Annotated in this window: 17 protein-coding genes and 1 pseudogene; 11 read left to right on the forward strand and 7 right to left on the reverse strand. The window is 59.3% G+C overall.

The genetic code is table 11. From position 1 onward, the window contains the following. Positions 1-24 precede the first annotated feature (24 nt). Positions 25-798: an SDR family oxidoreductase gene (locus AC2444_RS35160; protein ID WP_128450260.1), complete on the forward strand. Its 774-nt coding sequence runs from the start codon at positions 25-27 to the stop codon at positions 796-798. A 342-nt stretch (positions 799-1,140) separates the two neighbouring features. Here the strand turns inward: AC2444_RS35160 and AC2444_RS35165 are convergent, their stop codons facing one another. Continuing rightward, complete coding sequence (locus AC2444_RS35165; protein ID WP_003555158.1) at positions 1,141-1,758, reverse strand: TetR/AcrR family transcriptional regulator; 618 nt, start codon at positions 1,756-1,758, stop codon at positions 1,141-1,143. A gap of 89 nt (positions 1,759-1,847) precedes the next feature. Between AC2444_RS35165 and AC2444_RS35170 the strand changes: the two genes are divergently transcribed. Beyond that, positions 1,848-2,621, forward strand: a complete 774-nt coding sequence (locus AC2444_RS35170) for an SDR family oxidoreductase (protein WP_012760428.1) — start codon at positions 1,848-1,850, stop codon at positions 2,619-2,621. Positions 2,622-2,940: 319 nt separating this feature from the next. Next, positions 2,941-3,144 (forward strand): hypothetical protein, encoded by a 204-nt coding sequence (locus AC2444_RS35175; RefSeq protein WP_409565917.1) that lies wholly within the window; start codon positions 2,941-2,943, stop codon positions 3,142-3,144. Here the strand turns inward: AC2444_RS35175 and AC2444_RS35180 are convergent. The 4 genes from AC2444_RS35180 to AC2444_RS35195 form a co-directional block, all read right to left on the reverse strand. After that, positions 3,059-3,253, reverse strand: coding sequence for a hypothetical protein (locus AC2444_RS35180; RefSeq protein ID WP_128450261.1), 195 nt, complete (start codon positions 3,251-3,253; stop codon positions 3,059-3,061). The genes AC2444_RS35175 and AC2444_RS35180 overlap by 86 nt on opposite strands. Positions 3,254-3,715: 462 nt before the next feature. Further along, the gene (locus tag AC2444_RS35185; protein WP_128450262.1) at positions 3,716-3,973 is read right to left on the reverse strand and encodes a hypothetical protein; all 258 of its coding nucleotides are present in this window, start codon (positions 3,971-3,973) and stop codon (positions 3,716-3,718) included. Between the two features lie 1,282 nt (positions 3,974-5,255). Next, positions 5,256-10,793, reverse strand: a complete 5,538-nt coding sequence (locus AC2444_RS35190; RefSeq protein WP_128450264.1) for an ATP-binding sensor histidine kinase — start codon at positions 10,791-10,793, stop codon at positions 5,256-5,258. Positions 10,794-11,567: 774 nt separating this feature from the next. Further along, a complete protein-coding gene (locus AC2444_RS35195) occupies positions 11,568-12,206 on the reverse strand; it encodes a response regulator transcription factor (RefSeq protein ID WP_128450265.1) in 639 nt (212 codons plus the stop codon). A gap of 526 nt (positions 12,207-12,732) precedes the next feature. Here AC2444_RS35195 and AC2444_RS35200 point away from each other — a divergent pair. The 4 genes and pseudogenes from AC2444_RS35200 to AC2444_RS35215 all read left to right on the forward strand — a co-directional run bounded on the left by AC2444_RS35200 (position 12,733) and on the right by AC2444_RS35215 (position 16,528). Next, entirely contained in the window at positions 12,733-13,128 is a 396-nt protein-coding gene (locus tag AC2444_RS35200) for a response regulator transcription factor (protein ID WP_012760425.1), read from the forward strand. Between the two features lie 593 nt (positions 13,129-13,721). Beyond that, positions 13,722-14,108: a hypothetical protein gene (locus tag AC2444_RS35205; protein WP_260694306.1), complete on the forward strand. Its 387-nt coding sequence runs from the start codon at positions 13,722-13,724 to the stop codon at positions 14,106-14,108. Between the two features lie 765 nt (positions 14,109-14,873). Further along, positions 14,874-15,499, forward strand: a pseudogene (locus tag AC2444_RS35210) (HD domain-containing protein). 102 nt (positions 15,500-15,601) lie between these two features. Then, a complete protein-coding gene (locus AC2444_RS35215; protein ID WP_128450279.1) occupies positions 15,602-16,528 on the forward strand; it encodes an NADP-dependent oxidoreductase in 927 nt (308 codons plus the stop codon). 33 nt (positions 16,529-16,561) lie between these two features. On the opposite strand, the gene pdxR is transcribed toward AC2444_RS35215, so the two are convergent. After that, entirely contained in the window at positions 16,562-17,989 is a 1,428-nt protein-coding gene (pdxR, locus tag AC2444_RS35220; RefSeq protein ID WP_026157715.1) for a MocR-like pyridoxine biosynthesis transcription factor PdxR, read from the reverse strand. A gap of 88 nt (positions 17,990-18,077) precedes the next feature. On the opposite strand from pdxR, the gene AC2444_RS35225 reads away from it, so the two are divergent. Further along, complete coding sequence (locus AC2444_RS35225) at positions 18,078-18,497, forward strand: cupin domain-containing protein (RefSeq protein ID WP_003555132.1); 420 nt, start codon at positions 18,078-18,080, stop codon at positions 18,495-18,497. A gap of 161 nt (positions 18,498-18,658) precedes the next feature. Continuing rightward, entirely contained in the window at positions 18,659-19,303 is a 645-nt protein-coding gene (locus tag AC2444_RS35230) for an HD domain-containing protein (protein ID WP_128407015.1), read from the forward strand. A gap of 256 nt (positions 19,304-19,559) precedes the next feature. Here AC2444_RS35230 and corA read toward each other — a convergent pair whose 3' ends face one another. Next, the gene (gene corA / locus AC2444_RS35235) at positions 19,560-20,525 is read right to left on the reverse strand and encodes a magnesium/cobalt transporter CorA (protein ID WP_128450267.1); all 966 of its coding nucleotides are present in this window, start codon (positions 20,523-20,525) and stop codon (positions 19,560-19,562) included. 602 nt (positions 20,526-21,127) lie between these two features. On the opposite strand from corA, the gene AC2444_RS35240 reads away from it, so the two are divergent. Beyond that, positions 21,128-22,570, forward strand: a complete 1,443-nt coding sequence (locus tag AC2444_RS35240; RefSeq protein WP_003555124.1) for a DUF7125 family protein — start codon at positions 21,128-21,130, stop codon at positions 22,568-22,570. Continuing rightward, positions 22,567-23,625, forward strand: coding sequence for a sensor histidine kinase (locus AC2444_RS35245; RefSeq protein WP_128450268.1), 1,059 nt, complete (start codon positions 22,567-22,569; stop codon positions 23,623-23,625). Before AC2444_RS35240 ends, AC2444_RS35245 begins: the two co-directional genes overlap by 4 nt. The last annotated feature ends 86 nt before the right edge of the window (positions 23,626-23,711 follow it).

Below are 23,711 nucleotides of genomic sequence, written 5' to 3' on the forward strand. Positions count from 1 at the left end.
ACAAACACACTCAAGGAAGCTATCATGGCAACGGCACAGAACGAGCTGAAGCGTGCGCAATCACCTTCATATGATCTCACTGGAAAACGTGTGGTCGTCGTCGGCGGCAAAACAGGGATAGGGCTCGGCATCGCTCAGGCCGCTCACGCGGCGGGAGCGAGCGTAACGGTCGCCAGCCGGCGCTCGGTTTCTTCAGCAGACCATCCAGAGCTGGCGCCCTTCGAGCAGCTAGTGCTCGACATTAGCGATGAGGACGACGTTCGGGCTTCCTTCGATGCTATTGGCAATCTGGATCATTTGCTTGTCGCTGCGGGGCCAACCGATGGCAGCTGGGGTGCATTCATGGACGAAGACATGCGAGGGGCGCGCAGCTACGGCAATAGCAAGTTTCTCGGCTCCTGGGCATGTGCGCGCTATGCTGTACCAAAACTCTCCTCTAACGGGTCGATCACCTTTATGACCGGAGGGATCGCGGCCCGTTCGAAGTTCGGCATGACGAGCGTCACATCGACTTTTGCCGCAGTGGAGGCACTCGCGCGCTCGCTGGCGCTCGAACTTGGCCCAATCAGGGTAAACGTCATTCGGCCTGGGTTCATCGATACCGACCTTTGGAACTTCCTTTCCGCGACAGACGCCGCTGATGTCCGCGAAAAGGTGCGCGCCAATTTCCCAGCGCGCCGGATCGGTCAACCGGCCGACGTGGGGCACGCTGCGGTGTTTTTGATGACCAACCCCTACGTTACAGGCACTGTGCTTGAGGTGTCTGGCGGAGAGCAGCTCGTCGATTGGCAGTTCTGAGCGGTTTCTTGCCGTTTTAACATTCCAAACCCGAGACGGTTATCATCGCGCATCATACTCGTGCCCCTCGTCACCCCATCACGATTACGGATTTTCCTGGAAGCCGGTTGCCGGCTTCGAGGTCTCCGATCAGGGAAATCGCCTCGGATAAAGGGGCGGTGCGGCTGATCGGTATCGTGAACTGGCCGGTGGTGGCCAGGTCGATGATCTTTTGCAGGATGGATGTGACCTATGCTCTCGACCGTTATACTGTTTTTGAAGAACAGTATAACGCCGGAGTCGAGCTTATGAAGTCCGTCGATCTCATGTATCAGACGATGCTCGCCGAGTTGCCAGCGCTCGTTAGGTGCTACGCTTCCCGGGCCAGGCCGTGAGTGCGATGTCGATCATCCGCTTCAGCCGCGCATTGCAGGCGCCATCGCAGGCCTGTGCGGACATGCCCTGGATAATCGCACCATAGAAGCGCGCGAGCGTATCGGTATCGGTTTGCGCCGGCAGTTCGCCTTCCTCGACGGCCCGGTCAAACCGGGCTTTGAGTGTCTGCATCGAGGTCTCGCGCAATGCCGCCGTCATCCGCGCCACTGACGCATTCTCTTCCGCGTGCTGCAGGACCGCCGTCGAGACCATGCAACCTCGCGGCTTGTCCGGCTGGGTGTCACCATCAGCGATGTCGTAAAGGTAGAGGCTTAGGGCTTTGTGAACCGGAAGGTTGGACGCTAAGATTTCTAACCGGCGGCTGTTTTCACGGGCAATGCTGAAGTCGAGCGACTGACGGTATAATTCCTCCTTTGAGCCGAACATCGAATAGAGAGTCGGCGGATTGATCCCCATGGCCTTCGTGAGGTCGGCCGTCGAGGTTCCTTCGTAGCCGCGTTCCCAGAACAAGCGTGCCGCGATGTCGAGCCCGACGTCGCGATCAAGCACGCGTGGTCTGCCTCGTTTGCGGACTGGATCCGTCATTAAAATAGCAATCCCTATTAAATTGTTGACAGGCGAGCTTCACCGCTTATGATAGCGATCACTACTTAATTTAGCAACGGAGTGACCCCATGTCCCAAAGACTAGCAAACAAGATAGCCCTTATCACAGGAAGTTCGCGCGGTATCGGCCGGGCGGTTGCTCTTGCGTTTGCGAGGGAGGGTGCCGCACTGATTGGCGTGCACTACACCGCCAACGGGGATGCGGCCAAGGCCACCGTACGCGACATCGAGGCGCTTGGTGTCAAGGCTGTCGGTGTCAAAGCTGATCTGAGACAGGGCAAGGAGGCGGCCGACAGTCTCTGGGCGCAGTTCAGCGAAGCCGCGCGTACCGAGACGGGCTCGTCCGCTCTTGATATTCTGGTGAACAATGCAGGCATTGCGCCGGCACTGCCGTTGAAGCAGACGAGCGAAGCTGCTTTCGATGAGGTGATGACGATTAACTACAAGGCGCCGTTCTTCCTGATCCAGGCAGTGGCCGATCACATTCGTGACAACGGCCGCGTCATCAATGTCTCCACTGGGTTTACGCGGATCGCGGCGCCGACCCATCCCGCCTATGCGGCCTCCAAGGGGGCGCTGGAGACATTGACACTGGCGCTGGCACCTGAATTTGCAGCTCGCGGGATTACGGTCAATGCCGTGCTGCCGGGCGTAACGGAGACGGATATGAATGCCGAGTGGCTGGCATCGCCGGATGCGCGCGCCGGCGCCGAAGCCCTCTCGGTCTTTTCACGTGTCGGACAGGCGGAGGACGTCGCCGACGTCATCGCCTTCCTCGCATCGAACGATGCGCGTTGGACGACGGGCCAGATGATTGATGCGACGGGTGGCGCCCGGATCTGATCGATCCCGACACTCCGCTATGTTTGTAGCCATTCCAGCTGCGGCAGAGGACGCACCCTTGACAAGGCGCCGGTTGAGGTCCGGCTCCCCGTCAAACTACTAGACAGGATCGCGCTCGCCGAGCGCGATCCTGCCTTCATCCACTCGGCGGGGCGGCTGCCCCAAGCTGGCGGGATCATTGCTCACATCGTGCAGAACGATGGAGCGGTCCGGATCGATAGTGGGAATGCATTGCTGCGCGGCCGCCGGCCCAGACCGGCGGCGTTGAGCTGCCTCCCTGGACTTGTGAGCTGGTCAGCTGGAAGTGCCTGGCCGTCAGGTGTTCGACCTCGGTCCTGGACCTGATGTCGAGTTCTCGACTGTCGTCGAAGCCGCCCGTGAAATCCGCGACCGGCTGGAGGAGCTCGGTCGATGTGGCGCTGGATCACCGGTTGCTCCTAAAACCGTTCGGCAAAACACCAGTGGCTCACTTGGCTGCCACGGTTTAGCAGATCGACCAATTTATTGGCCTCCTCGGCGGTGAGCATGTCCATGACAAACCCATCGATGATGGCAGCCTGTCCGATGACTTTATCGAACACCGTCCAGTAAATGTTGAGGTTCTTGCAACGGCTGTATCTTTGTGCTGCCATCGTGAACGGCCTCCGTGTGGTAACGACTTTCGTCAATTGTGAGCGGTCGTTCAGACATGGCTGCCGGGCGTCTCTTGGACATCTGCGAGGCTCGTGACACTAGTCGGCGGCTCATCAGGAAGAGGGCTCGCACTTAGCGGGTGGCAAATGAACTCTTGCACCACGAAGAGTTAGGCCGCTCGTTGCCTTCAAGAAGGCGCTCACAGTAGAGCATTCTTGTACCCGATAATGAAGAGATGCGTTGGAATCAGGCATGCTATCTATTCGTATAACGGCCGCTTGCATCGCTGGTTTATCCACCATGCGCTTGCCGCCGCTTCCTACAGTCCTTCCCAGCTCGTGCTTCCAGTTACCGCGGCCTCGATGAAGAGCTTTCGCGCCAAGGATGACTCAGGTGAAGACCATGGCGAGCCATCGGAGGGCGGACGCAATGGCGGGCGCGACTTCCGCAGGACTGCCATTTCATTCGGCCGTTGGGCTGTGCATCGATATGTGTGGACCTCCATTCGCTCGGCAAAGAATACTGAGGGCATCTTGCAATCTAAGGGCGGCCAGCGCCCGCGTTGCTTCCTCGGCGGGCCATCCGGCTGCCATTGCCGCCGAAAGCAAGGTGGATTCGGTGCGCAGCGCCAGTCTTTCGTAGAGGGGTTCAAGCGCCTCGCGGGCGGTGACTAGGCGCTCGTCTCGAGGCGTGATCGGAGTCGGAGATACCGTCGGCATTCTGCGTCCTTCCCTAAGGGTTTTGAACCTGAAAACTGGCCATAGTTCCAACGTTTCTGTGAATGGCTAGCGACCCCGGTGCGAGGATGAGCAGCGTGGCGAAGCCTGCACTTGCGAGCAACGTTAAAACAAAGTGCACAGGTCAAACCATCATACTTGTGTATGCGGAAATTATACGGCCGCAGCAGACAAGCGGGAGCTGGGGAGCCATCCCAGGCTCAACCAGTCGTTTTCGAGGATGTTGCCCTCGGAAAAGGAGCGCGATATCGGCGTCATGGTCGTCTGTCTTTGCCGAGGGCATCTCATCGCGAAGCGGGTGACGGTCGACTTTTCAGCAGAGCCACCACGCTGCCGGCCTCGAGCAAGGCCTCCTAAACCACCGTATAAGTCATCCCCTCCTGTTTGCTACCCGATCCTAACCTCCGATCAATGGCAGGTCGGGCAGCGTCCTGCTATGGTCAGGGTACATTCTCCCGCGCGGCCATTTCGTCAAGCTCACGGGAGTTCAGCGGGGTACCTGAATCAAGGACATTCCGGACGGCGGCTCCACCGCCGGCGAGCCCACGGGTCGCACCGTTTGCGTCGTTCTTTGCGTTCTTCCGAGGATTGGCACCATGACATATGAACTCAACCGAATCGAAATCGAGCTGGTCCCGTTGACGCTGTTTCCCAGCGCACAAGGGAAAGCTGGGCCCTGGGTTCTGACCTCTCCGCTCTCGATGCCGCCAGATGGTGCATCATGGCCGAATACGGCCTTTGAGGCTCATTTGATGACTTTTTCCACGAAGCCAAGCCAAGCAATCACGCCTCCCTGGGGACAAGCTTTGCACGCCTGGAGATCTGTCTTTACCCTATATGTGACTGGGACGCGGTTCGATCTTTGGTGCTACTCCCTCGGGCTTGTCCGTCTTGTGGAGGACCTCGAGAATCTTTGCCCTTCAGAGAGTTCCGCGACCATGCAGTAAGCCCAAGCGATCCGCGTCTTGGAAGGGGTTTTTGGGTCCGTACCCGAGGACCATCGAGCTTGGGGCCTACCGTTTTGCTGGTGTGGACATGGTGGTGCTGTCCGTCGCGTTCAGCTTACTGCCGCAAGATTTCGTGCGATGCGATGCGCTTGTTGCTTTCGCCACTGCTGCCTCCATTGGCCTGAAGACCGCGCCGTGAAGGTGAATTCAACTTCGGCAGCACCTCAGTCGTCTCGCGAGGGAGAGGAGAGGCCCGCCGACGGCCTTCACACTTCGCGGAGAGCACTGCCTGCGTGAGCTTCAGCCAGTCGTTGGCCCTATTTTCCAAACATCGCGATTTGGTCGGCATGGGTTGCGCCAGGGGTTTCGTCTCGTTCTAGAGGCAGGGTGAACAGAAACGCCGCCCCACGAGGGCCATTAGCGGTGGCCCACATCCGACCGCCATGAGCCTCGATGATCGAACGGGAGATCGCCAGGCCCATACCCATGCCGCTGGATTTGGTGGTGTAGAAGGCCTCGAAAATGCAGTCCATACTTTGTGGGTCAAGGCCCGGACCCGAGTCGCGCACCCCGACGACCACATCTCCCGAGGCCTCTGTCCCCGTGCTGATCAGCAACTCGCGCTCTTCCTCATTAAGGCCGATCATCGCCTCGATGGCGTTCATGATCAGGTTTAGGATCACCTGTTGCAGCTGGACGCGATCTCCTTCCACGGATGGGAGGCTCGTCGCGAATTGGGTCCGCAGCGTGACGCCTTGTCGGAGCACTTCATTGCCGGTCAAGGCAATCACGTGACGAATGGCCTCGTTGAGGTCGAATTGCCCCTTGCGAGTGGGTTCCTTCTTGACCAAGGCACGGATCCGGCCAATGACATCGCCGGCTCGATTGGCGTTCTCGACAATCCGGTCGAGCGCCTGAGTCACCTCCTCCATGTTCGGCGGACGGGTAGCGAGCCAGCGCAAGGCCGCCTGGGCGTTGGTGAGCGACGCGGCGAGCGGCTGATTGACTTCATGGGCGATGGAGGCTGTGAGCTGCCCCATCGTGGCGACGCGGTTTGCGTGGGCCAGTTGCACCAGCGCTTCGCGCAAGGCCTCCTCGCTCTCCCGTAACGCCTCTTCGGCCTGCCGGCGCTCCGTCAAATCGAGGACGAAGGAGACACCTTCGTTCCTGCTTTCTTCTAAAAGAGCACCGCCCATCAGCACGGGTAGACGGCTGCCGTCTTTCCGAAAGTACTCCTTCTCGAACGGTTGGACCGACCCGATCGTCTTTAACTCCGCGACGTTCCGAGCATCGCGGTCGCGCCATTCGGCCGGCGTCAGGTCCGTCCAGCATAGCCGACCCGAGGCAAGATCCTCTCGGTCGTATCCCACCATGCGGAGGAACGCGTCGTTGGCCTCAAGGATGCGACCTTCGATATCCCAGATGACGATCCCGATGATGTTGGCCTTGACGAGGCGACTGATCTTGGCTTCGCGTTCATCGAGATCGCGGTACAGCCGGGTATTCTCCAGTGAGATCGCTGCCTGAGAGGCGAGCAGCTTCAGCACTACGATCCGGGTCGGCGCGAAGACCCGAGGGGCGAGGTTATTCTCAAGATAGAGTACCCCGGCAAGTTGGCCCTGATTGAGCAACGGAACACAGAGAATGGAACGAGCACGGTGGTGACAAATGTAAGGGTCCGCGGAGAATGGATTCTGAGCCATGGCGTCGTCGAGTACGACGCTTTCGTTTGTGCGCAAGACATAATGAAGGAGCGATTGCGGCAGGGTTGTCCCTGTCACGATCTCGTCACGCATCCGCACCACCACCGTTTCGCCGCCCGTCGTGGCCTCCGCGGTGATCCGTGACTCACCGCCACGCGGCAGGATCAACAAGCCGCGCTCGGCGCCCGCCTGCTCAACGGCTGTGCGCAAGACCGTGTCGATCAGCTTTTGAAGAACAATCTCGCCCGACACGGCTTGCGAGATTTTGATAACGGTCGCGAGATCGAGTTGTTCGACCGGTGCACCAATAGTGCTCGTTGGAGCGGGAGCACGTTCTTCCCCTCTCAGGTCGGGATAGAGTTGGTCGAGTTGCCGCACCTTGCCGTCGGCACCCCAGCGCAGATAGCAGCCACGCGCGTTGCGGAGATAAAGACGAGTGAAGTCCTCGAAGCCTCCTCGCGCATAAAAGCGGGCGGCGAGTTCATATGCGAGGGCTTCATGATGAACGAAGCCGTTTGCGCGCGCCGAGCGGATAGCTTGTTCGTAAAGGCGCGCCGCGTCGATATCGCGGCCTTCAAGGCGTGCTATCTCGGCGCCGACCAGCCCGGCTCGGTTCTCGAAGTTCTCCGGGCAATTCTTCGCGTAGATTTCAAGCTGTCGGTGGTGGGCGAGCAGCGCCTCCGTATGCCAGGCCCGCTGGTCAGCTGCGGCAGAGTCGCAGCATGCGGCGCGCGCCAAGGCGCCGTAGAAATGATGCTCCGGCGTTTCTTCGAAATGCGACACCGATGTCCATGGCAGTCTCTGTGCCCGCAATGAGGCATCCACGGCCGCCTCATGGTCGCCCGCGAAGAACCGCGCCTGCAGTTTTCTGACGAAGTAGCAGGTTTCCGCAAGATTCGGATTTTCGGAAAACCGGCGTTCGATCTCACCTTCGTCAAATCCGTCGTCGTCAAAGGAGCCGAATTTCCGTGTCAACCCGCGCAGTGTCCGGACGAGTCCGAGCTGCGCGCTGGCGAGGTCTTCAACGAACTGGAACCGCACCTCGCGCGCGAACGCGAGGCCAATCTCTGCTTGCTGTTGCACGTCGATAAGCGGATCGCCAGCCGCCAGCAGGTTCGAGTTCAAACTAACATGGCTGTATCCGGCGAACGTGAGGTCGCCGCTCTGGTTGGCGATGTCAAGCGCGCGCCGCAAGATGTCGCGGCCGGTCCGGACATGTCTCGTCCACGGTATGACGTGAGCCCCGAAGTCTTTGTAAGTCCTGGCCTGAAAGCGGTTCAGGTCGTGCTTTTCGACGAGATGGCAGCCTAGCTGACCGAACCGAAATCCGGCCTCATAGTCGCCGAAGCGCGGCCCGGCAATGTAGCCAAGCGACACATAATGGTAGCAGGAGCCGTCGCTGTTACCCCGCTCGAGGCTCAGGTTCACAGCTAGGCAGATTGCCATGCAGGCCAGATTCGCATCCGTATGCCATACCGCCCCAACGAGCCGCGTGAGAATATCCAGGGTCGCGGAGGATGCTGGGTCGCTCATCAACGGAAGATCAATGAGCTCCTCGATGGCGTGGCTCCCGAGCCCCGACCATATCCGGTCATATTCTCGCTGCACCTCCTCGTCGGCCGGATGCGGCGACCAGTCAATGGCGAGATGCTGCCTGAGATAGTCGAGACCGACCGCCGCGGATCGATTGGTCTGACCGAGCGCCGCATAGAGATCGATGCGCAGGCCGGCGACAGCAGCCTGGTCGTCGCAGCAGAGAGCATGATTGGAAAGCTGAGCCAGCCGCTCCTCCGCGTCCGGCAGCGCGCCCAGGTGGAACTCGCATTCGGCTCGGTTCAGCTCAAGCGCGAAGGTCAGATTGGGCCGGCGCTCCCAGGCGTCTTCGGGCAGCAGCTTCGTGCCGGCGACAAAATAGTTGAGCGCAGAGGCGTATGCCGTCGACGCCTCGGCGCGCTTGCCAGCCAGCAGATTGAACTCGGCCAGTTGCTCGCGCTCCTCGGTTGACTTGATCAGTGCGGCTCCCCGATTGAGCTGGCTGACAATCTCGAAAACATAATCGTCGATCAACCCCGGCGCGGTGTTCGCCGCAAGCAGTCTGCCTATGCGTAGGTGCAACTCGCCGCGTCGCTCCTCCGGGATCAGCGAATAGGCGGCCTCCTGAACGCGATCGTGGACGAACCGGTAGGCGTCCGGCAGCCGCTCGAGTAGCTCATGAGCGACGGCGGGCCACAAGGCCCCGGCGACTTGCTCTTCCGGGATCCCGAGGACGAGTGAAAGCATCGTGGTATCAGCGATGTTTCCAAGACAGGCCAACTGCTGCAACGCCTCCCGCGTTTCGAGTGGCTGGCGCGCGAGCTTGCCGACCATAAGGTGCACGACGTTGTCGGTGTATCCCTTGGCGTGAATGCGCTCGAGATCCCAGGACCAGCATGCCGCGTCATGATCGAAGGTGAGCATTCCCTCTTCGGCGAGCGAAAATAGAAACTGACGGACGAAGAACGGATTGCCGCCAGTCTTGTCGTGCATCATTTGCACGAGCGGGTCTGCACGGTCGGGCTGACAGTAGAGCGCATCCGCGATCAAGTGCTGGAGACAGCCTTTGGTAAGCGGCGCAAGCGTGATCTCCGCGACCTTGCCGCCGGCGCTTTTGATCGCGTGAAGTTTCCGCATCAGCGGATGGGCGGCGGTTATTTCGTTGTCGCGATAGGCACCAACCAGCATCAGGTATTGTAGATCCGGCCGGGTCAAGAGATCTTCCAGCAGATCGAGCGTCGCTGTGTCAAGCCACTGCAGGTCATCCAGGAACAGTGCCAGCGGATGCTCCGGCTGGGCGAAGACACCAATGAACCGCCGCAGTACGAGCTCAAATCGCCGTTGCGCCTCCGATGGCGGAAGGTCAGCCACCGGCGGCTGGTCGCCGATGATGAGCTTCAGTTCGGGGACGAGATCGACCATCAGCCGTCCGTTCGGTCCCAGAGTCTCTATCAGCGTCTCGCGCCAGGGTGCCAGATCGGCGTCGCTCTTCGCGAGAAGTCCTCGGATAAGGCTTTGGAACGCCTGTGCCAGGGTCGCATACGGAATGTCGCGCTTGTACTGATCGAACTTGCCGGACGCGAACAGGCCGTGCGGCGGCACCAGAACTTTGTGGAGTTCATTGACCACCGCCGACTTGCCGATGCCGGAATAGCCAGAGACCAACACCAACTCCGGCGCCCCGCTCGACACCACGCGTTCGAAGGCGGTGAGCAAGGTCTCGACCTCGTCGTCCCGCCCGTAGAGCTTCTCGGGAATCAGCAGGCGGTCGGGGATATCGCGTTCGCCGAGCGGGAATGCGTCAGTCGGGCACTGCATTTCCCATTGGCTGAGACAGCGGCTCAGATCGTGCTCGACGCCGCCTGCCGTCTGGTATCGTTCCTCGGCCGTCTTAGCGAGCAGCTTCATGACGATGGCCGAGACCGCCGGTGAAACATTCACCACCCTCTCGTTGGGCGGTGTCGGCTGCCGTGCGACATGGCAATGGACCCATTCCATCGGATCGGAGGCGGAAAAGGGCAGGCTCCCGGTAAGCATTTCGTAGAGCGTCACGCCGAGCGCATAAAGGTCGCTGCGGGAATCGATCGAGCGGTTCATGCGCCCGGTCTGTTCTGGGGCCATGTAGGCAAGCGTTCCGGCGACCACTTCGGGCGGCTCGAGGGCCTGCCGCTCGCGGGAGAGGCGCGAGGCGATTCCGAAGCCGGTTAGCCGCACCTCGACGCCCGTGCCCGCTACCAGGATATTGGCGGGTTTGATGTCCTTGTGGACGAGACCGCGTTGGTGGACCTTGCCGAGCGCAGCGGCGATGCCGATCGCGAGGCGCAAGAAAAGCTCCGTTTCCATTGCCGTCCCGAGCAGCCGGGCGAGCGGCTCGCTGCCCGCGTCTTCGAGCACCAGCATGGTCCGGCCGCCTTCGCGCACCAACTCAAGCGGTCGCGCCGCCCATGCACCATCAAGTTCGTCCTTCAATCCATATTCATGGTCGAGGTGGCCTAAGCTTGAAGGTGTCGGGTACTCGAGGGCCGAAAGGACGACCAGCACCGGGTTCAGCTTGCCGTCGGTACCCCGGCGCCATTCCCGGTGGAACACGCGATCACCGTCCTCCCAAAGAACCTCCAAACTCCCATCTCCACCAACGCCGAAGAAAGAACATGTGCCTGCTTGCCGACTTCGTCATCTCGAGTGGCGCATCTGGCACCGCCACTTTCGCTTCGGAGATCCTTCCAGTCAATTTGGCCAGGGTGAGCATATATGACGAACCGCGACCACTCCCCCACCTTATCACATCTCGCCTGATCGTCCCAACAACGAGCGGCCATCGCCCGCCCGTTCGATACGTGGTCCACCTATACGAAGGACCGCCCAGCGGCTGCTGGGCGGTCGGGCGGGTCGTGGACCCGCAGAGCTCCGGATGGAGGGAGCGCCGAAGCTTGGTGGTAGCATCGGGGGGATTCGCCACCTATCTCCCGAGGCAACGAATAGACTCTAGCGATAGACGGGACGATGGGAAATTATACCGTGGTTTCGTCTTTGCGATACTTTGGAATACCCATCGGCGAACTTCTGCCCGGCGGGTCATGTCGGCGAAGTCATCCTGCGCCCCGCTAATGACTGGGGCGATGGTCTGAGGTACTCCAGCGCGGATGAACGTGCCGTCAGTTGCGAACCGTTGCCGGTGTTGGAGTCGAAAGTGTCTTGCCGGGACCGAGGCCAAAAAGAAAGCCTCCCGCGGGGTGGGAGGCCAAGGCGGGCCGATCGGTGGCGATCCGGCCTCTGGGAGGAGGGGAGAAAAGGAACGCTCACCATACGGCAGGGCTCCCGCCGGGGCTATTGGCCACCAGGAAGAATCGATTACCAATGAGGAGGAGATGACCTATACGCGCGGCCAAGACCTTATATCTGCGTTTGTGGCTTTCCCGGAGCGAGCATCAGCTTATCGGCCATACGCGCAAGTTCGGGCAGGGATCTGGTGCCCATCTTCTGCGTGACCTGGCTGCGGTGAACTTTCACGGTAATCTCGCTCACGCCTAGATCGCCGGCAATCTGCTTGTTGGGCCTTCCGGTTACCACCAATGCCATCACCTCGCGCTCCCGCGGGGTCAGGCTATCGAAACGCGCTCGCACCGTCGCCAATGCCTTTTCATTTTCAAGCCAGGCGCGGTCGCGCGCCAGGCCGACGTGAACGGCGTCGAGCAGATCCTGGTCTCGGAACGGTTTCGTCAGGAACTCGACCGCGCCCCCTTTCATCGCCTTGACAGACATGGGAATGTCGCCGTGCCCGGTGATGAAGACGATCGGCAGCTGAATATTTTCCCGCGACAGCTCGAGCTGAAAATCAAGGCCGCTTTGCCCCGGAAGCCGGACATCGAGCACGAGACAGGTTGGTCCGCTGGGTCGCCCAGACCTGAGGAAGTCGCCCACCGAAGCGAGGAGATTGACGGCAAAGCCGACGGAACGCAGCAGACTGCCAAGCGCCTCGCGGATTTCCGGGTCATCATCGATGACAATGATGGTTGCTGGCGCCTCGGTCAATCGTCAGAGCCCTCAAGGTGAATCGACGTCTTGGGATATATACTATCCACCCCCACTGCAGCAGAGGGCGAAGCCCAACCAGCAGAGCGCCAGTCATGCGATGAGAACACTCCTCCTCTCTCCTTCGCTAGTGATGAAACGGAATTTCTTCGTACGCCAGAATGCGCGATAATTACCTCGGCCACAAGACTAGATGCGGGCGGTCCCCAAAAGCGCTGGCGCGTCCTGGAGTCCGCCATGGCGTGCCGATGCGCCACATGGCTGCGTCCACCGTCAAAAGGGCACGGTGGGTGCGGCAAGCATCGGGCGGCGCGAGGCAAGCGAATCTCAAGTATTTGCGACGCTGTGCCGAGTGATTGGGACACGGCCACTTTTTGGGCAGATGCCCCGCTCGTTGCCGCAAGTCTTCTCTATACGATCGTATAGCTTGCGCCGCCTTTGTCTCCGTTCAATATTAAATTCGTCCAGTCGAGCGCGCCCCGACGCTAATTGGGATGATGCTGATCGGCGAAGTTGGGAGGCGGCCGTGCCAACCAAGAGACCTCTGATTGCGATCGTCGACGACGACGAGTCGATGCGGGAGGCTATCAAGGGGCTCATGAGGTCGATGGGATTTGATGCCGAGACCTTTTCATCCGCGGATGACTTCTTGAGATTCCCTCATATCCGCCGCACGGCCTGCCTCGTGACGGACGTCAATATGCCGGGAATGAGCGGGCTCGATCTGCACCGCCGGCTGGTCGCGCTGGGCAAGAGCATCCCGACTGTTCTGATCACCGCCTTTCCGGAAAAGAATGTGCGCGTGTCTGCGTTGGGCCCGGACATCGTCGGCTGCCTGACAAAACCGTTTGGCGAACAGATTTTGCTTGATTGCATCCGTTCTGCGCTGGCTCTCAATAGCGAGGGCAAGAGCGGTTCGTGAGGTCGCAAAAGCCAATGGAATCTCACATCAAACGGCTTCGACGAACCCCCCGAGCTCTGCGCTTCGATTCGCCGCAGCAGGTCAAGGGACTTGAGCGAGGGGCGGTACCACTGGCAGGCGCGGGAACGCCGGTGATCGGAGCCCGTCCAATCTAGAGCCGCCCACCCGCTGTCGGGCATGCTGGCGGCCGAGAAGATCGCTGCGGTGATTTTATCAGGCCGCATCTGGAATATAGTCTCATGCGACCTGCAACGGGCCGAAGGCGACGGTTTCAGTCGGGGACGGCCTCAAAAGCCTTGACCGAAGAAGGCCGGATGAGGCCTATTTGACCCCAGCACCGCTGCTCAATGCGGCTTACCCAATGGCGGAGTTTGACTAAGTTAGGAAATCCTATTCACTCAGGCCGCGACTCCTTGTTTACGAAGTCGTCAGCAAGGATCCAGCAAGCCACTTTTAACAGAGCCAACACAGAAGGAAACCCGTGGCACTCAAATTGAAAGCCGGAATCATGTTGATTGTGGCAATTGCCGCAGCCTGTCAGGCGCGCGCCGAAGATAGTGACCTGTGAACTGCCCTCTGGGGAAGTAAAGAACTTGCCGGCAGACCTTGAGGCTTCCGTGCCCGGCTTTGCTGCGCCAAAGAAAGAATTCACCTTGCCTTCCATGGATCTCTACAGCCTGGAAAAGCCAATTTCGGCCTTTGGCTATATGAGTTCAGAGGTCTTGATACAGCCGGGGCGCATATTGCTTGCGATTTCTGGCACCAACTTGGACGCTGTGATCAAATCGCAAGAATTGACGGTAGCCGATATGGATATCTTACCTGCGCTGAAACAGGTCGGCCTAAATACAGCGATCGTTGCGTTTCGGAGCGGCCAGGAAGATTTAGCATCGAAGGTATTATTAGGTTGCGAATATCAGATGCCTGAGGCTGCCTGGCCCATCGGCGGATCGGTCGATGATCTGAAGTTGGCCCAATAACCCTATCGAGCCTGTCAGTCTATGATATGATAAAAGGATTAAAATATCAGGCTTTGATATGTTAATCGGTCATATAAAAGCAGGCTACAGTCTGTCTCAACGAGATCGTCTCCCGCTCCGGCTTCAGGACATGAAACCTGACTCCAAACCCAAGCCTGTCAACAAGATAGCCGATCTTACAAAGGCATCTGGATCGGCATTGCGCGCAAGCCGCAATGGCGCTGCCTGATCCTGCTCACGGGGCTTCGCCGAGATAGTTGGCGAGGGAGTGCCTGGTTCAGAGCACTCGAACCTGTTGGTCGGACGGCCGTCCGAACTTGGTGGATCAATCTCGCCTCAAGCTTGCCAGTTCCGGCGTGACGTTCAATTCGTTTGAGAGCCGGGTTCCTGCCAACGGGCGCCGTAAACCCTGCCACGGGACCGAAACGGCTCCGCAGCATCTATGGCGATCGCAACCTTTGGCGACTTGGTAGAGGCGCTCGAGGAGAGCTGGACGCAGTTCGACCGCTTTCAGTTGGGCGTCGAGGTCACCCGCGTGGGACGCGCTCAACCGAGCAGCTGGTACATCATTATTCGAAATTCTTGGTCCTGTTTCCTGGTTCAGCGCAAAATTACATCCGGCTTGCGACAAGGAGAAATACGATGAACTTCCGAACCATCATCGCAGCCACCTGCACCGCCCTTGCAGTTATTGCTGGCTTGACCGCTCTTTCGAAAGAAGGCCGAGCCGAACCGCTTGTACTCGAGACTGATCTCAACACGAGTATCCTTCAAGCAGAGATACCGGACACTGAATTGACTCGCGACGCAACGCGCCTGGTTCGGAAGGCGGAGGGCGACTTTCTGTTTGAGCACTCTGTTCGCGTCTATCTCTGGGCTTCCCTGGCGGGCCGGCGCAAAGGCCTCCCCTTCGATCCAGGGCTACTGTATGTGGCAGCCTTGTTTCATGACTTTGGTCTGACAGGCAGGTACGGCCAGAGCCATCTGCGTTTCGAGGTGGACGGCGCAAACGCCGCACGTGACTTCTTGAACAGCCACCGCGTGTCTGAAGCTTCAAGCGAGACTAACTGGCTTGCGATTGCGCTGCACACGACGAATGGAATTTCCGCCAATCTCCCGATCGCGGCTCTGGTTGCCGAAGGCGCCAATATCTTGTCGGGGCAGGCTACGATAATTTCACGAGTGCCGAGCGCAATGCTGTCGAGGCGGCTCATCCACACCCACCCCAGTTTGCGGATGGCTTCATGCAAATCCTCTACAAGAGTCTTGAGCATCGTCCATACACCACAAGGCACCGGGCTTGCCGACGTCATGGCTTATAAAGACCCTGCCTTTCGCCGCAGGGACTTCAGCATCTGATGCGCAATTCGAAATGGGCCGTTAGCGACTAAGTGGACAGGCAAAAAAAACGTGCTTCCAGGAGCAGCAAACTCAAGGAGTTCATCATGACACCCGACACCACTAATCCATATCCAGAACAACAGGAGGCATCCATGATGGCGTGGCGCGTCCATGACTTCGGCTCGCCCGAGGCAATGAAATTCGAGCCTGTCCCGAAGCCGGCACCTGGCCCAGGCGAAGTTCTGATCAGGGTCAGGGCCGCTGGAGTGGGCCCATGGGATGGATGGATCAGGGCAGGCAAGAGCGCCTTGCCTCAGCCCCTGCCGCTGACGCTCGGCTCCGATCTATCCGGAGACGTCGTCTCGATCGGCGCCGATGTGGCCGATCTTGCGGTTGGGGACCCGGTCTATGGCGTAACCAATCCGAGGTTCATCGGAGCATATGCGCAGTATGCGGTGGCGTCGGCGGAGATGATTGCTCGCAAGCCTGCAACGATCAGCTACGCAGATGCTGCCTCCGTACCGGTGATCGCGGTCACGGCCTGGCATGGCCTGTTTGATCAAGCGCAACTCGTCTCCGGGCAAAAGGTGCTCATTCATGGCGCCGCCGGAAATGTCGGCGCCTACGCCGTGCAGCTGGCTAGGCGTGCGGGTAGCGAGATCATCGCCACTGCTGCCAGGAGAGACTTCGCCTACCTCCGTGAACTGGGCGCGGATACTTTGGTCGACTATCACAGCGAGCGCTTTGAAGACGTTGCCCGGGATGTGGACGCTGTCCTTGATCTCGTCGGCGCCGAAACGCAAAGGCGTTCGTTTCAGATCCTGAGGCGCGGCGGAAAACTGATTTCGGCTGTCTCACCTCCCGATCAGGATCTTGCCAGGCAGCATGGGGTTGAAGCGGCGTTTTTTCTTGTCAGGGTCGGAACCGAGTACCTGACGAAGATCGCCGAGCTGATCGACAATGGCGATTTGAAGACGCGGGTGGGTGTCATCCTCCCGCTTGAGGAAGCGTACGTGGCCCATCTGATGCTTGAGGGCGTCCGCATTGCGCCAGGGGGGAAGATTGTTCTCTCAGTTTAAGCTAACTGCCCGGTAAGGTATCAGGGAGCTTGTTCAGGATGGAGCGGGCAAGCGTGACTGACCTATCACCTCGAGCAGCCGATCACACGATCGGGTAAGGTTCTTCATCGGCGTCGTCGCGACGCCGAGAAGGAGCCCGGATGCCGCGTCGTCGGACGACACGTACCAGGCCGACAGCGGCGATGGCGACATTCCAAAGCTGAAAGCTGCGCGAGCCGCTGCCACGTCTGATACATCCTCGGGCAATCTCAGTAAGACGGCCAAACCGGTCGCCTCGGCGCTATCAACACCAACACGCGACCGCAGGTAATCCAACAGCGCCTCTTGTCTGGCTGCGTAGGCGCGCTTGGTTCGGCGCAGATGGCGGATATAGTGACCCTCCTGCATGAACTCTGCGGTGGCGACCTGTATCGCAGGTCCAGGGGCCGGCGCCAGACAGGCTGCCATCTCAGAGAACCGGCCGACGAGATCGGCCGGCGCGACAACGAAACCAAGCCGTATTGCCGGGCTGATCGTCTTGCTGAACGAGCCGATGTGGATGACGCGCCCACCCCGGTCGAGTGATGCCAGCGCCGGCGCGGCGCGTCCCGTCAACTGAAGCTCGCTCAGATAGTCGTCTTCGATGACCCATGCGCCAGCGTTGCTGGCCCATTCGAGGAGACCAAGACGTCGGTCAAGCGACAACGCCGGCCCGAGAGGGGCCTGCTGCCCTGGAGTCACGACGGCAATCTTGGCGTCGGGATGCTGACGCAATCCGAAATCAATATCGATGCCATCCACATCGACGGGAATTGGTGCGAGCGAAAGGCCGGAAAGCTCAAGGCCTTTTCTTGACCAAGGGAATCCCGGATTTTCGACCCAGGCGGCATGGCCAGCCAGAGCCAGGACGCTGAGCGCTAAGCCTAGGCCCGCGCCGAATCCACCGGTGATGATCACCTGCGAAGGCGAGCAGTTGATCCCTCGGGCGACGGCGAGGTAGGAGGCAATCTCGCGCCTGAGCTCGAACTCGCCGCGCGGATCGGGATAAAGCGGCAACGCACCTGCCTTTGTGCGGGCAGCCTTCGCGTGGATGCGTGAGAACAACGTCGCTGGGAAGGTGTCGGTTGCTGGGACGCCCATCTGGAAGAATGCCGGTCCCTTCGTCATCTCCAGATAGGTCTCCAGAAACGAGCCTGCCTGTGGCAGAGGGTCGCCTTTTTTGATCGCGTGAGGGCGCTGCGCAACCCGGGTACCTGAGGCTCGGGACGCTTCGATCAATTGTGCGGCGGCTAGTTTTGCGTATGCAGTTCGAACTGTTCCCCGCGCGACACCAAGCTGGGCAGAAAGATCCTGCCATGACGGGAGTCGTGCGCCGGGCACCAACACCCCGCTTTCAATTGCCAAGACGATCCCTTTGCGGATCTGCTCCGATAGGGACGTTTTGGCTGACCGATCGACATTGAAGTTCAGTGGCTTGTTCATGAGCCATGGTACAGGATTTTGCTTCGTTCTTGGTACTTTATTCTGACCTTCCGACTGGCCATCTTTCCAGTGTCAGAAGGAGAAAACCATGAAAATCCGCATTATCCTCCCCGCAATCTGCGTCGCACTCGCCTTTAGTCTCGGCGGGCAGGCCGTTGCCCATGACGGCCAAGCCGAAACGGTCATACCCAAATTCGATCAGGCGATTGCTAATATCCCCGGTAAGTCGCTTCGTGTCGTAGAGGTTGATTATGCACCGAGCGCAGCATCGCCGGCACATAGCCACGCCAGGTCCGCCTTCATCTACGCCTATGTGCTCGCAGGCGCGATTGAATCAAAGGTGAACGACGGCCAAATCAGGATATACAAGGTTGGCGACAGCTGGTTTGAACCACCTGGCGCGATCCATTCGGTGAGCCGTAACGCGAGCAAGACAAAACCCGCAAGGTTGCTCGCAGTCTTCGTTGTCGATGCTGACGAGACCACTCTTACCACCCCGATCAAATGAATGGGATCCGGACGCTAACCAATGACAAGCCGGTGGGACGACAGCCATCTCGCTCACAACCGCACCGACCCGCTCGGCGGGATACCCCATGTCATGCAGAGCGGCTCAGCCGGCCGGTTGTCTAGTTTATCGACCGGCCTCGCAGCGAAGGAGATATAGATATGAATACAGACGAGCTTTCCACCTTAGGAATTCCTGACAGCAAACTGACCCGCGATGTGACGCAGTTTATTCGCGACACGGAGAGCGATCTGCTTTTCCATCATTCTGCGCGCGTCTTCTGTTGGGGTGCCATGACAGGAAACCGCAAAGGCATGATCTTCGATCCCGAGTTGCTCTACACGGCTGCGATGTTCCACGACATTGGCTTAACGGCGCACTACGAGAAAAGCCAGCTACGCTTTGAGGTCGATGGGGCCAACGCCGCGCGCGAATTCCTCAAGAGTTACGGCGTCACCAACAACGACCTGCAAATCGTCTGGAACGCAGTCGCTCTCCACACGACGCCCGGCATACCGGAATTCATGGATCCTGAGATCGCGCTGCTCCAGAGCGGGGCCGGCATGGATGTTGCCGGCCGCGGCTACGATCGGTTCACAGATGAAGAACGGCAGGCTGTTGTCAAAGCTTTTCCGCGTGAAAACCACTTCAAGGAAGGGATCATTGACGCGTTCTATCATGGCATGAAACACCGCCCCCACACCACCTTCGGAACCTTCAATGATGATGTCCTGACGTTCAAGGACCCGAAGTTTCAACGGATCGATATGTGCAGCGTCATCTTAGGTTCAAGGTGGCCGGGTTGAACTGGGTCACCGGCAGGGTGCAGTGCCTTGATGACTTCGTGTCTCGGAAAAAGCACCTCTAGCTCGCCTCGCTCACGAATTCGCGCGGGGAGCTCTTCGACAATCGGGTGTCGGCTGTCGAGAGCTCGACAGATTTGCACGACGGAAGTGAGAACGAGGGTCAGGGCGCAACTCGATTTGTTGTGTGGCCGACTTTTCATCTGCCCCTCATGGGCGCATGGGCGGAACCGCCCTTTATGAACTTCCGGCGGTCGGGTTACAGCCATCCAGCTTTTCTGAAGCGGGAGTAGAGGATACCACAGACGACGACGATGACGGTCAGGACGACGTAGTAGCCGTACTCTGTCCCTAGTTCCGGCATGTGCTCGAAGTTCATGCCGTATATGCCCGCGATCGCAGTCGGCACGGCGAGAATCGCGGCCCATGCGGCGAGCTGCCTCGTAATGGTCCCCTGCCGCTGCTGCTCCAGAAGGTTGGATGCCTCGAAGACCGATGTGATGATGTCCCGCAGGCCGCCCACGACGCTATCCACGCGCCGGACGTGATCATGGACGTCGCGGAAGAACGGCTTTGAGTTCTCGTCGACGCAGGGCAGGTCCAGGTGGGTCAGCTTTCCGACGACTTCCGACATCGGCCCCAGCACGCGCTGGAACTTGATGACCTGACGTCTCATTCTGAAAATGCGCCTGATCTGCTCGCGTTCCAGGAAAGAGATCAAAACGTGCTTCTCGAGCTCGAGGACCCTGTCTTCCATGGTTTCCACCATCGGAAGATAGCCGTCGACAACGAAGTCTATAATGCCATGGAGAACATAGTCCGGGCCGTGCTCGAGGAGCTGCGGCGAATGCTCGAGCTGTTCCCGGAGACCCTTATGCGACTTCGCGGATCCATGCCTCACCGAAATCAGGTGATGCTTGCCCACGAAGATGCATGTCTCGCCATAGGCTATCTTGTCGCCTTCCAAATGCGCCGTCTTGATGACCACGAAGAGTTGGTCGCCGTAGACGTCGACCTTCGGCACCTGCTGCCCGTTCAGGGCGTCTTCCACTGCCAGCGGATGCAGCCCGAACATCATCTTTAGACTGTCCATTTCGTCGGAAGTGGGTTCTGCGAGGCCTATCCAGACAAACTCGCCGTCTCGGGTTGCGAAGGACTGGGATTGAAGCGCTACCTCCTCGGCGCGCTTGCCGTTTCGGTAGATGTACGATGCGATGACTGTCATAGGATACTCAGAAGTTGGGGTAGCAGCGCGGCTATTCGCCGGTTCATCAACGCGGAGAGTCGTGGAAGGTTCGCTCCCGGCGCTACAGCCAGTGTAGATCAGATGCTGAACTGTTCGACGATTTCCAAGACCCTGTTTGCGGGAAGCTTGAAGTAGGTCGATGGGTCGACGCCTAGCCCCGACTGCGCGATATGAGGTTATCCTACCACCGCGTAACGCCAAATTCGGGTTGCCGATCAGCGTGCGTCGACCGCGATAAAACGATGTCGCGGAGGCGATCATGGTGTCGCCAATGAACAGCGCCGAACCTGTTAACCCTGGAAAGAGCGTCGCCGCACCAATGCCGGTGACGCGACGAGGCACGATACCTGCTCGAACAGGCGCAACTTGCTTAGAGAAAGACATCCGTGGTTAGGTCTGAACAACCCGTCATGCGCTTGCACAGCGCCGCCGCTGCGTTTGCGAGGAGGGAACGCTGGCCGATTGGGTCCCAATGCTGTTGATGTTTCGAGAAACCGAAATATAACAGCAACTGCCTCCCTTCCCAGACGATGCCCGCCATCGGTCCCATTTGCGCAACACAATCCTAGCGAAAGACGAATATGACAAAACGGAAAAGGACCTCGATCGTCAGTACCGGGATTGGTGGACTTGACGAAATCCTACGCGGTGGCCTGCCGGCATCCAATCTTTACATGCTGCAGGGCGCGCCGGGATCGGGCAAGACAACGGCCGCGCTACAATTCCTGCGAGCCGGCGTCGAGGCGGGCGAAAGCTGCATTTACGTGACGCTTTCGCAGACAGCTGCGGAACTCGAAGCCATTGCCGTGTCGCACGGCTGGACGCTCGACGGGATCCGCGTCGAAGAGCTGTCCACATCCGGCGCGGTCAACGAGGCCGACGACCAGAGCATATTCTTGACCACTGATCTCCGGTTGGACGAGACCAGAAAAGCCATCGAAGCCGCGATCGAGAAACATAAGCCCCGCCGCCTCGTCTACGACTCCCTACTTGAGATCCGCTTGATCACCGGTGACTCGCCGCGTTTCCGTCGCGAGTTGATCGGCTTCAAGTCCTTCCTGGCGAAACAGGACGTCGTGGCGCTGTTGCTGGACACGCAGACAGCCGGCAACGACCGCAGCGGTGAGGAGGTGGAGGGGCTGGCGCACGGTGTCATTCGCTTCGACAAATCACTGGAAGAATATGGCGGCGTACGCCGCCGCATCGAGGTCTCGAAGATGCGTAGCGTGCCTGTGGCTGACGGCTACCACGATATGGCGATACGTGAAGGTGAGGGCGTCGTCGTCTTCCCTCGTATCACGCCGAGCACAGCGCCAGAGATCGCCAAGCCACAGCTGATCAAGTCTGGCGTGGCCGAACTCGACGAGATGTTCGGTGGTGGTCAGGAGGCCGGAACAACCACACTCGTAATCGGGCAATCCGGCACCGGCAAATCAACGATGTCATCTCTTTATGCGACGGCGGCGCTGGAACGAGGCGAGAATGTCGCGCTGTTTCTCTTCGAGGAGCGCTTGGAGACGTTCTTCCGCCGCTCCGAAGGTTTGGGCATGGAACTGCGGCAATTCCACAAGGATGGTAAGCTGGTCCTGCGGGATTTTAACCCGAACGAGATTTCGCCCGGTGAATTCGGGCAGATCGTTCAGGAGGCGGTTACCCAAAACAGGTCGCGAGTGGTGGTGATCGACAGTTTGACCGGTTACCTCAACTCTCTGCCGCATCGAGAGAAAGCCGTTCGCGACATCCAATCGCTCCTGAAATACCTCGCCCGGTCCGGTGTCCTGACCATGCTCATCGTCGCGCAGCACGGCCTGCTTGGTCAAAATGTTGGGATCGACGTCGATGTCAGCTTTCTTGGCGACACCGTCCTCCTGCTTCGGATCGTTGAGCACGAAGGCCGCCTCCGCCGAAACATCACGGTGGTCAAGAAGCGTCATGGACCGCACGATCTCAACGTCCGCGAGCTGCTGATCGAAAGCGGCAGCGTAAGTGTCGTGGCCTACAATCCCTTGCCTGATCCGAAATGAACATCGTTACGCCCGAAAGCGAACTGGACTGGGTTCTCGTCCTCGCTCCTTTTCGCAAGGACGCGGAGTATATAGCGGCGTCTCTTCGTGAGCAGGCGGTCGAGGTCAAAGCAGTCAAGGCCGACGAAGATCTGGTCGAGCATCTTGCCTTGTCACCCGGGATCATCGTTATCACCCACGAGGCACTCAGTTCCGAGGTCGTAGGCAAAATCGCAGAACATCTCGCCGAGCAGGCTGGCTGGTCTGAAGTTCCAATCGTCGTTTTGTTGGAGCGGTCTGCGCCAGTCGCGAGAATACGCACCCGATTGCAGGCTTCCTGGCCAGATGCTCGCCTTCTGTTCCATACCCGCCCGATCGCACCGTTGGAATTCGTGAACGCCATCCAGTCGAATATGCTGGTGCGACTGCGCCAGCGCCAGGTTCGCGATTCCATCGAACGGGAGCGAGAGCTGCGTCTGGAGCTTAATCATCGGGTAAAGAACATCCTGGCGAGTGTCAGCTCGATCTTCCGGATGACCAGGCGCGGCGCGGCATCTGTCGATGACTTGGCCGACGATTTTACAAGCCGCCTTCAGGCGCTTTCCAACGTCCATACTGCTGTCTTCGAAGCCGGCGGGGAGGAGGTCTCGCTGTGCGACGTCGTGGGCCTGACGGTTTCTCCGTACAACAGTGATGGCATGAGCCGCATCAACGTCAGCGGCCCTGAGATCATGGTCGGCCGCGAGGCCGGAACCACGATAGCGCTGTGTTTGCACGAACTCATAACGAATGCGATCAAATACGGCGCATTGTCAGAGCCCGATGGAACGGTCGAAATCGTCTGGACGATCGCGGAAGCGGGCGGCCCCAAATTAAGCTTGAAATGGATTGAAACGGGCGGTCCGCCGGTGCGTGAACCGACGCGGCAAGGCTACGGCACGAGATATGTTCGCTCAGCGTTCGCGTCCTTGTTCGGATCGCTTCCCGACATCTCCTTTGCCCCAGACGGCTTTCGGTGCAGCGTGAGTGGTCCGTTATCGCGCGTCACGCCGCAAAACCACAATACGGCAGATTAGCATTTGTTCAGGCAGCACTGTTCCTGCGCCGCGATTTAACCAGAGTGGTTCACCGAGCGCGAGGCCTTGCCGGGATCCCGCCGCGG

Source organism: Rhizobium sp. WSM1328 (assembly GCF_057653715.1).

Bases quoted from the DNA above. Each gene is read 5' to 3' on its own strand.
- AC2444_RS35160 (WP_128450260.1), top strand. From the start codon at position 25: ATGGCAACGGCACAGAACGAGCTGAAGCGTGCGCAATCACCTTCATAT.
- AC2444_RS35165 (WP_003555158.1), bottom strand. From the start codon at position 1,758: ATGACGGATCCAGTCCGCAAACGAGGCAGACCACGCGTGCTTGATCGC.
- AC2444_RS35170 (WP_012760428.1), top strand. From the start codon at position 1,848: ATGTCCCAAAGACTAGCAAACAAGATAGCCCTTATCACAGGAAGTTCG.
- AC2444_RS35180 (WP_128450261.1), bottom strand. From the start codon at position 3,253: ATGGCAGCACAAAGATACAGCCGTTGCAAGAACCTCAACATTTACTGG.
- AC2444_RS35185 (WP_128450262.1), bottom strand. From the start codon at position 3,973: ATGCCGACGGTATCTCCGACTCCGATCACGCCTCGAGACGAGCGCCTA.
- AC2444_RS35215 (WP_128450279.1), top strand. From the start codon at position 15,602: ATGATGGCGTGGCGCGTCCATGACTTCGGCTCGCCCGAGGCAATGAAA.
- pdxR (WP_026157715.1), bottom strand. From the start codon at position 17,989: ATGAACAAGCCACTGAACTTCAATGTCGATCGGTCAGCCAAAACGTCC.
- AC2444_RS35225 (WP_003555132.1), top strand. From the start codon at position 18,078: ATGAAAATCCGCATTATCCTCCCCGCAATCTGCGTCGCACTCGCCTTT.
- AC2444_RS35230 (WP_128407015.1), top strand. From the start codon at position 18,659: ATGAATACAGACGAGCTTTCCACCTTAGGAATTCCTGACAGCAAACTG.
- corA (WP_128450267.1), bottom strand. From the start codon at position 20,525: ATGACAGTCATCGCATCGTACATCTACCGAAACGGCAAGCGCGCCGAG.
- AC2444_RS35240 (WP_003555124.1), top strand. From the start codon at position 21,128: ATGACAAAACGGAAAAGGACCTCGATCGTCAGTACCGGGATTGGTGGA.
- AC2444_RS35245 (WP_128450268.1), top strand. From the start codon at position 22,567: ATGAACATCGTTACGCCCGAAAGCGAACTGGACTGGGTTCTCGTCCTC.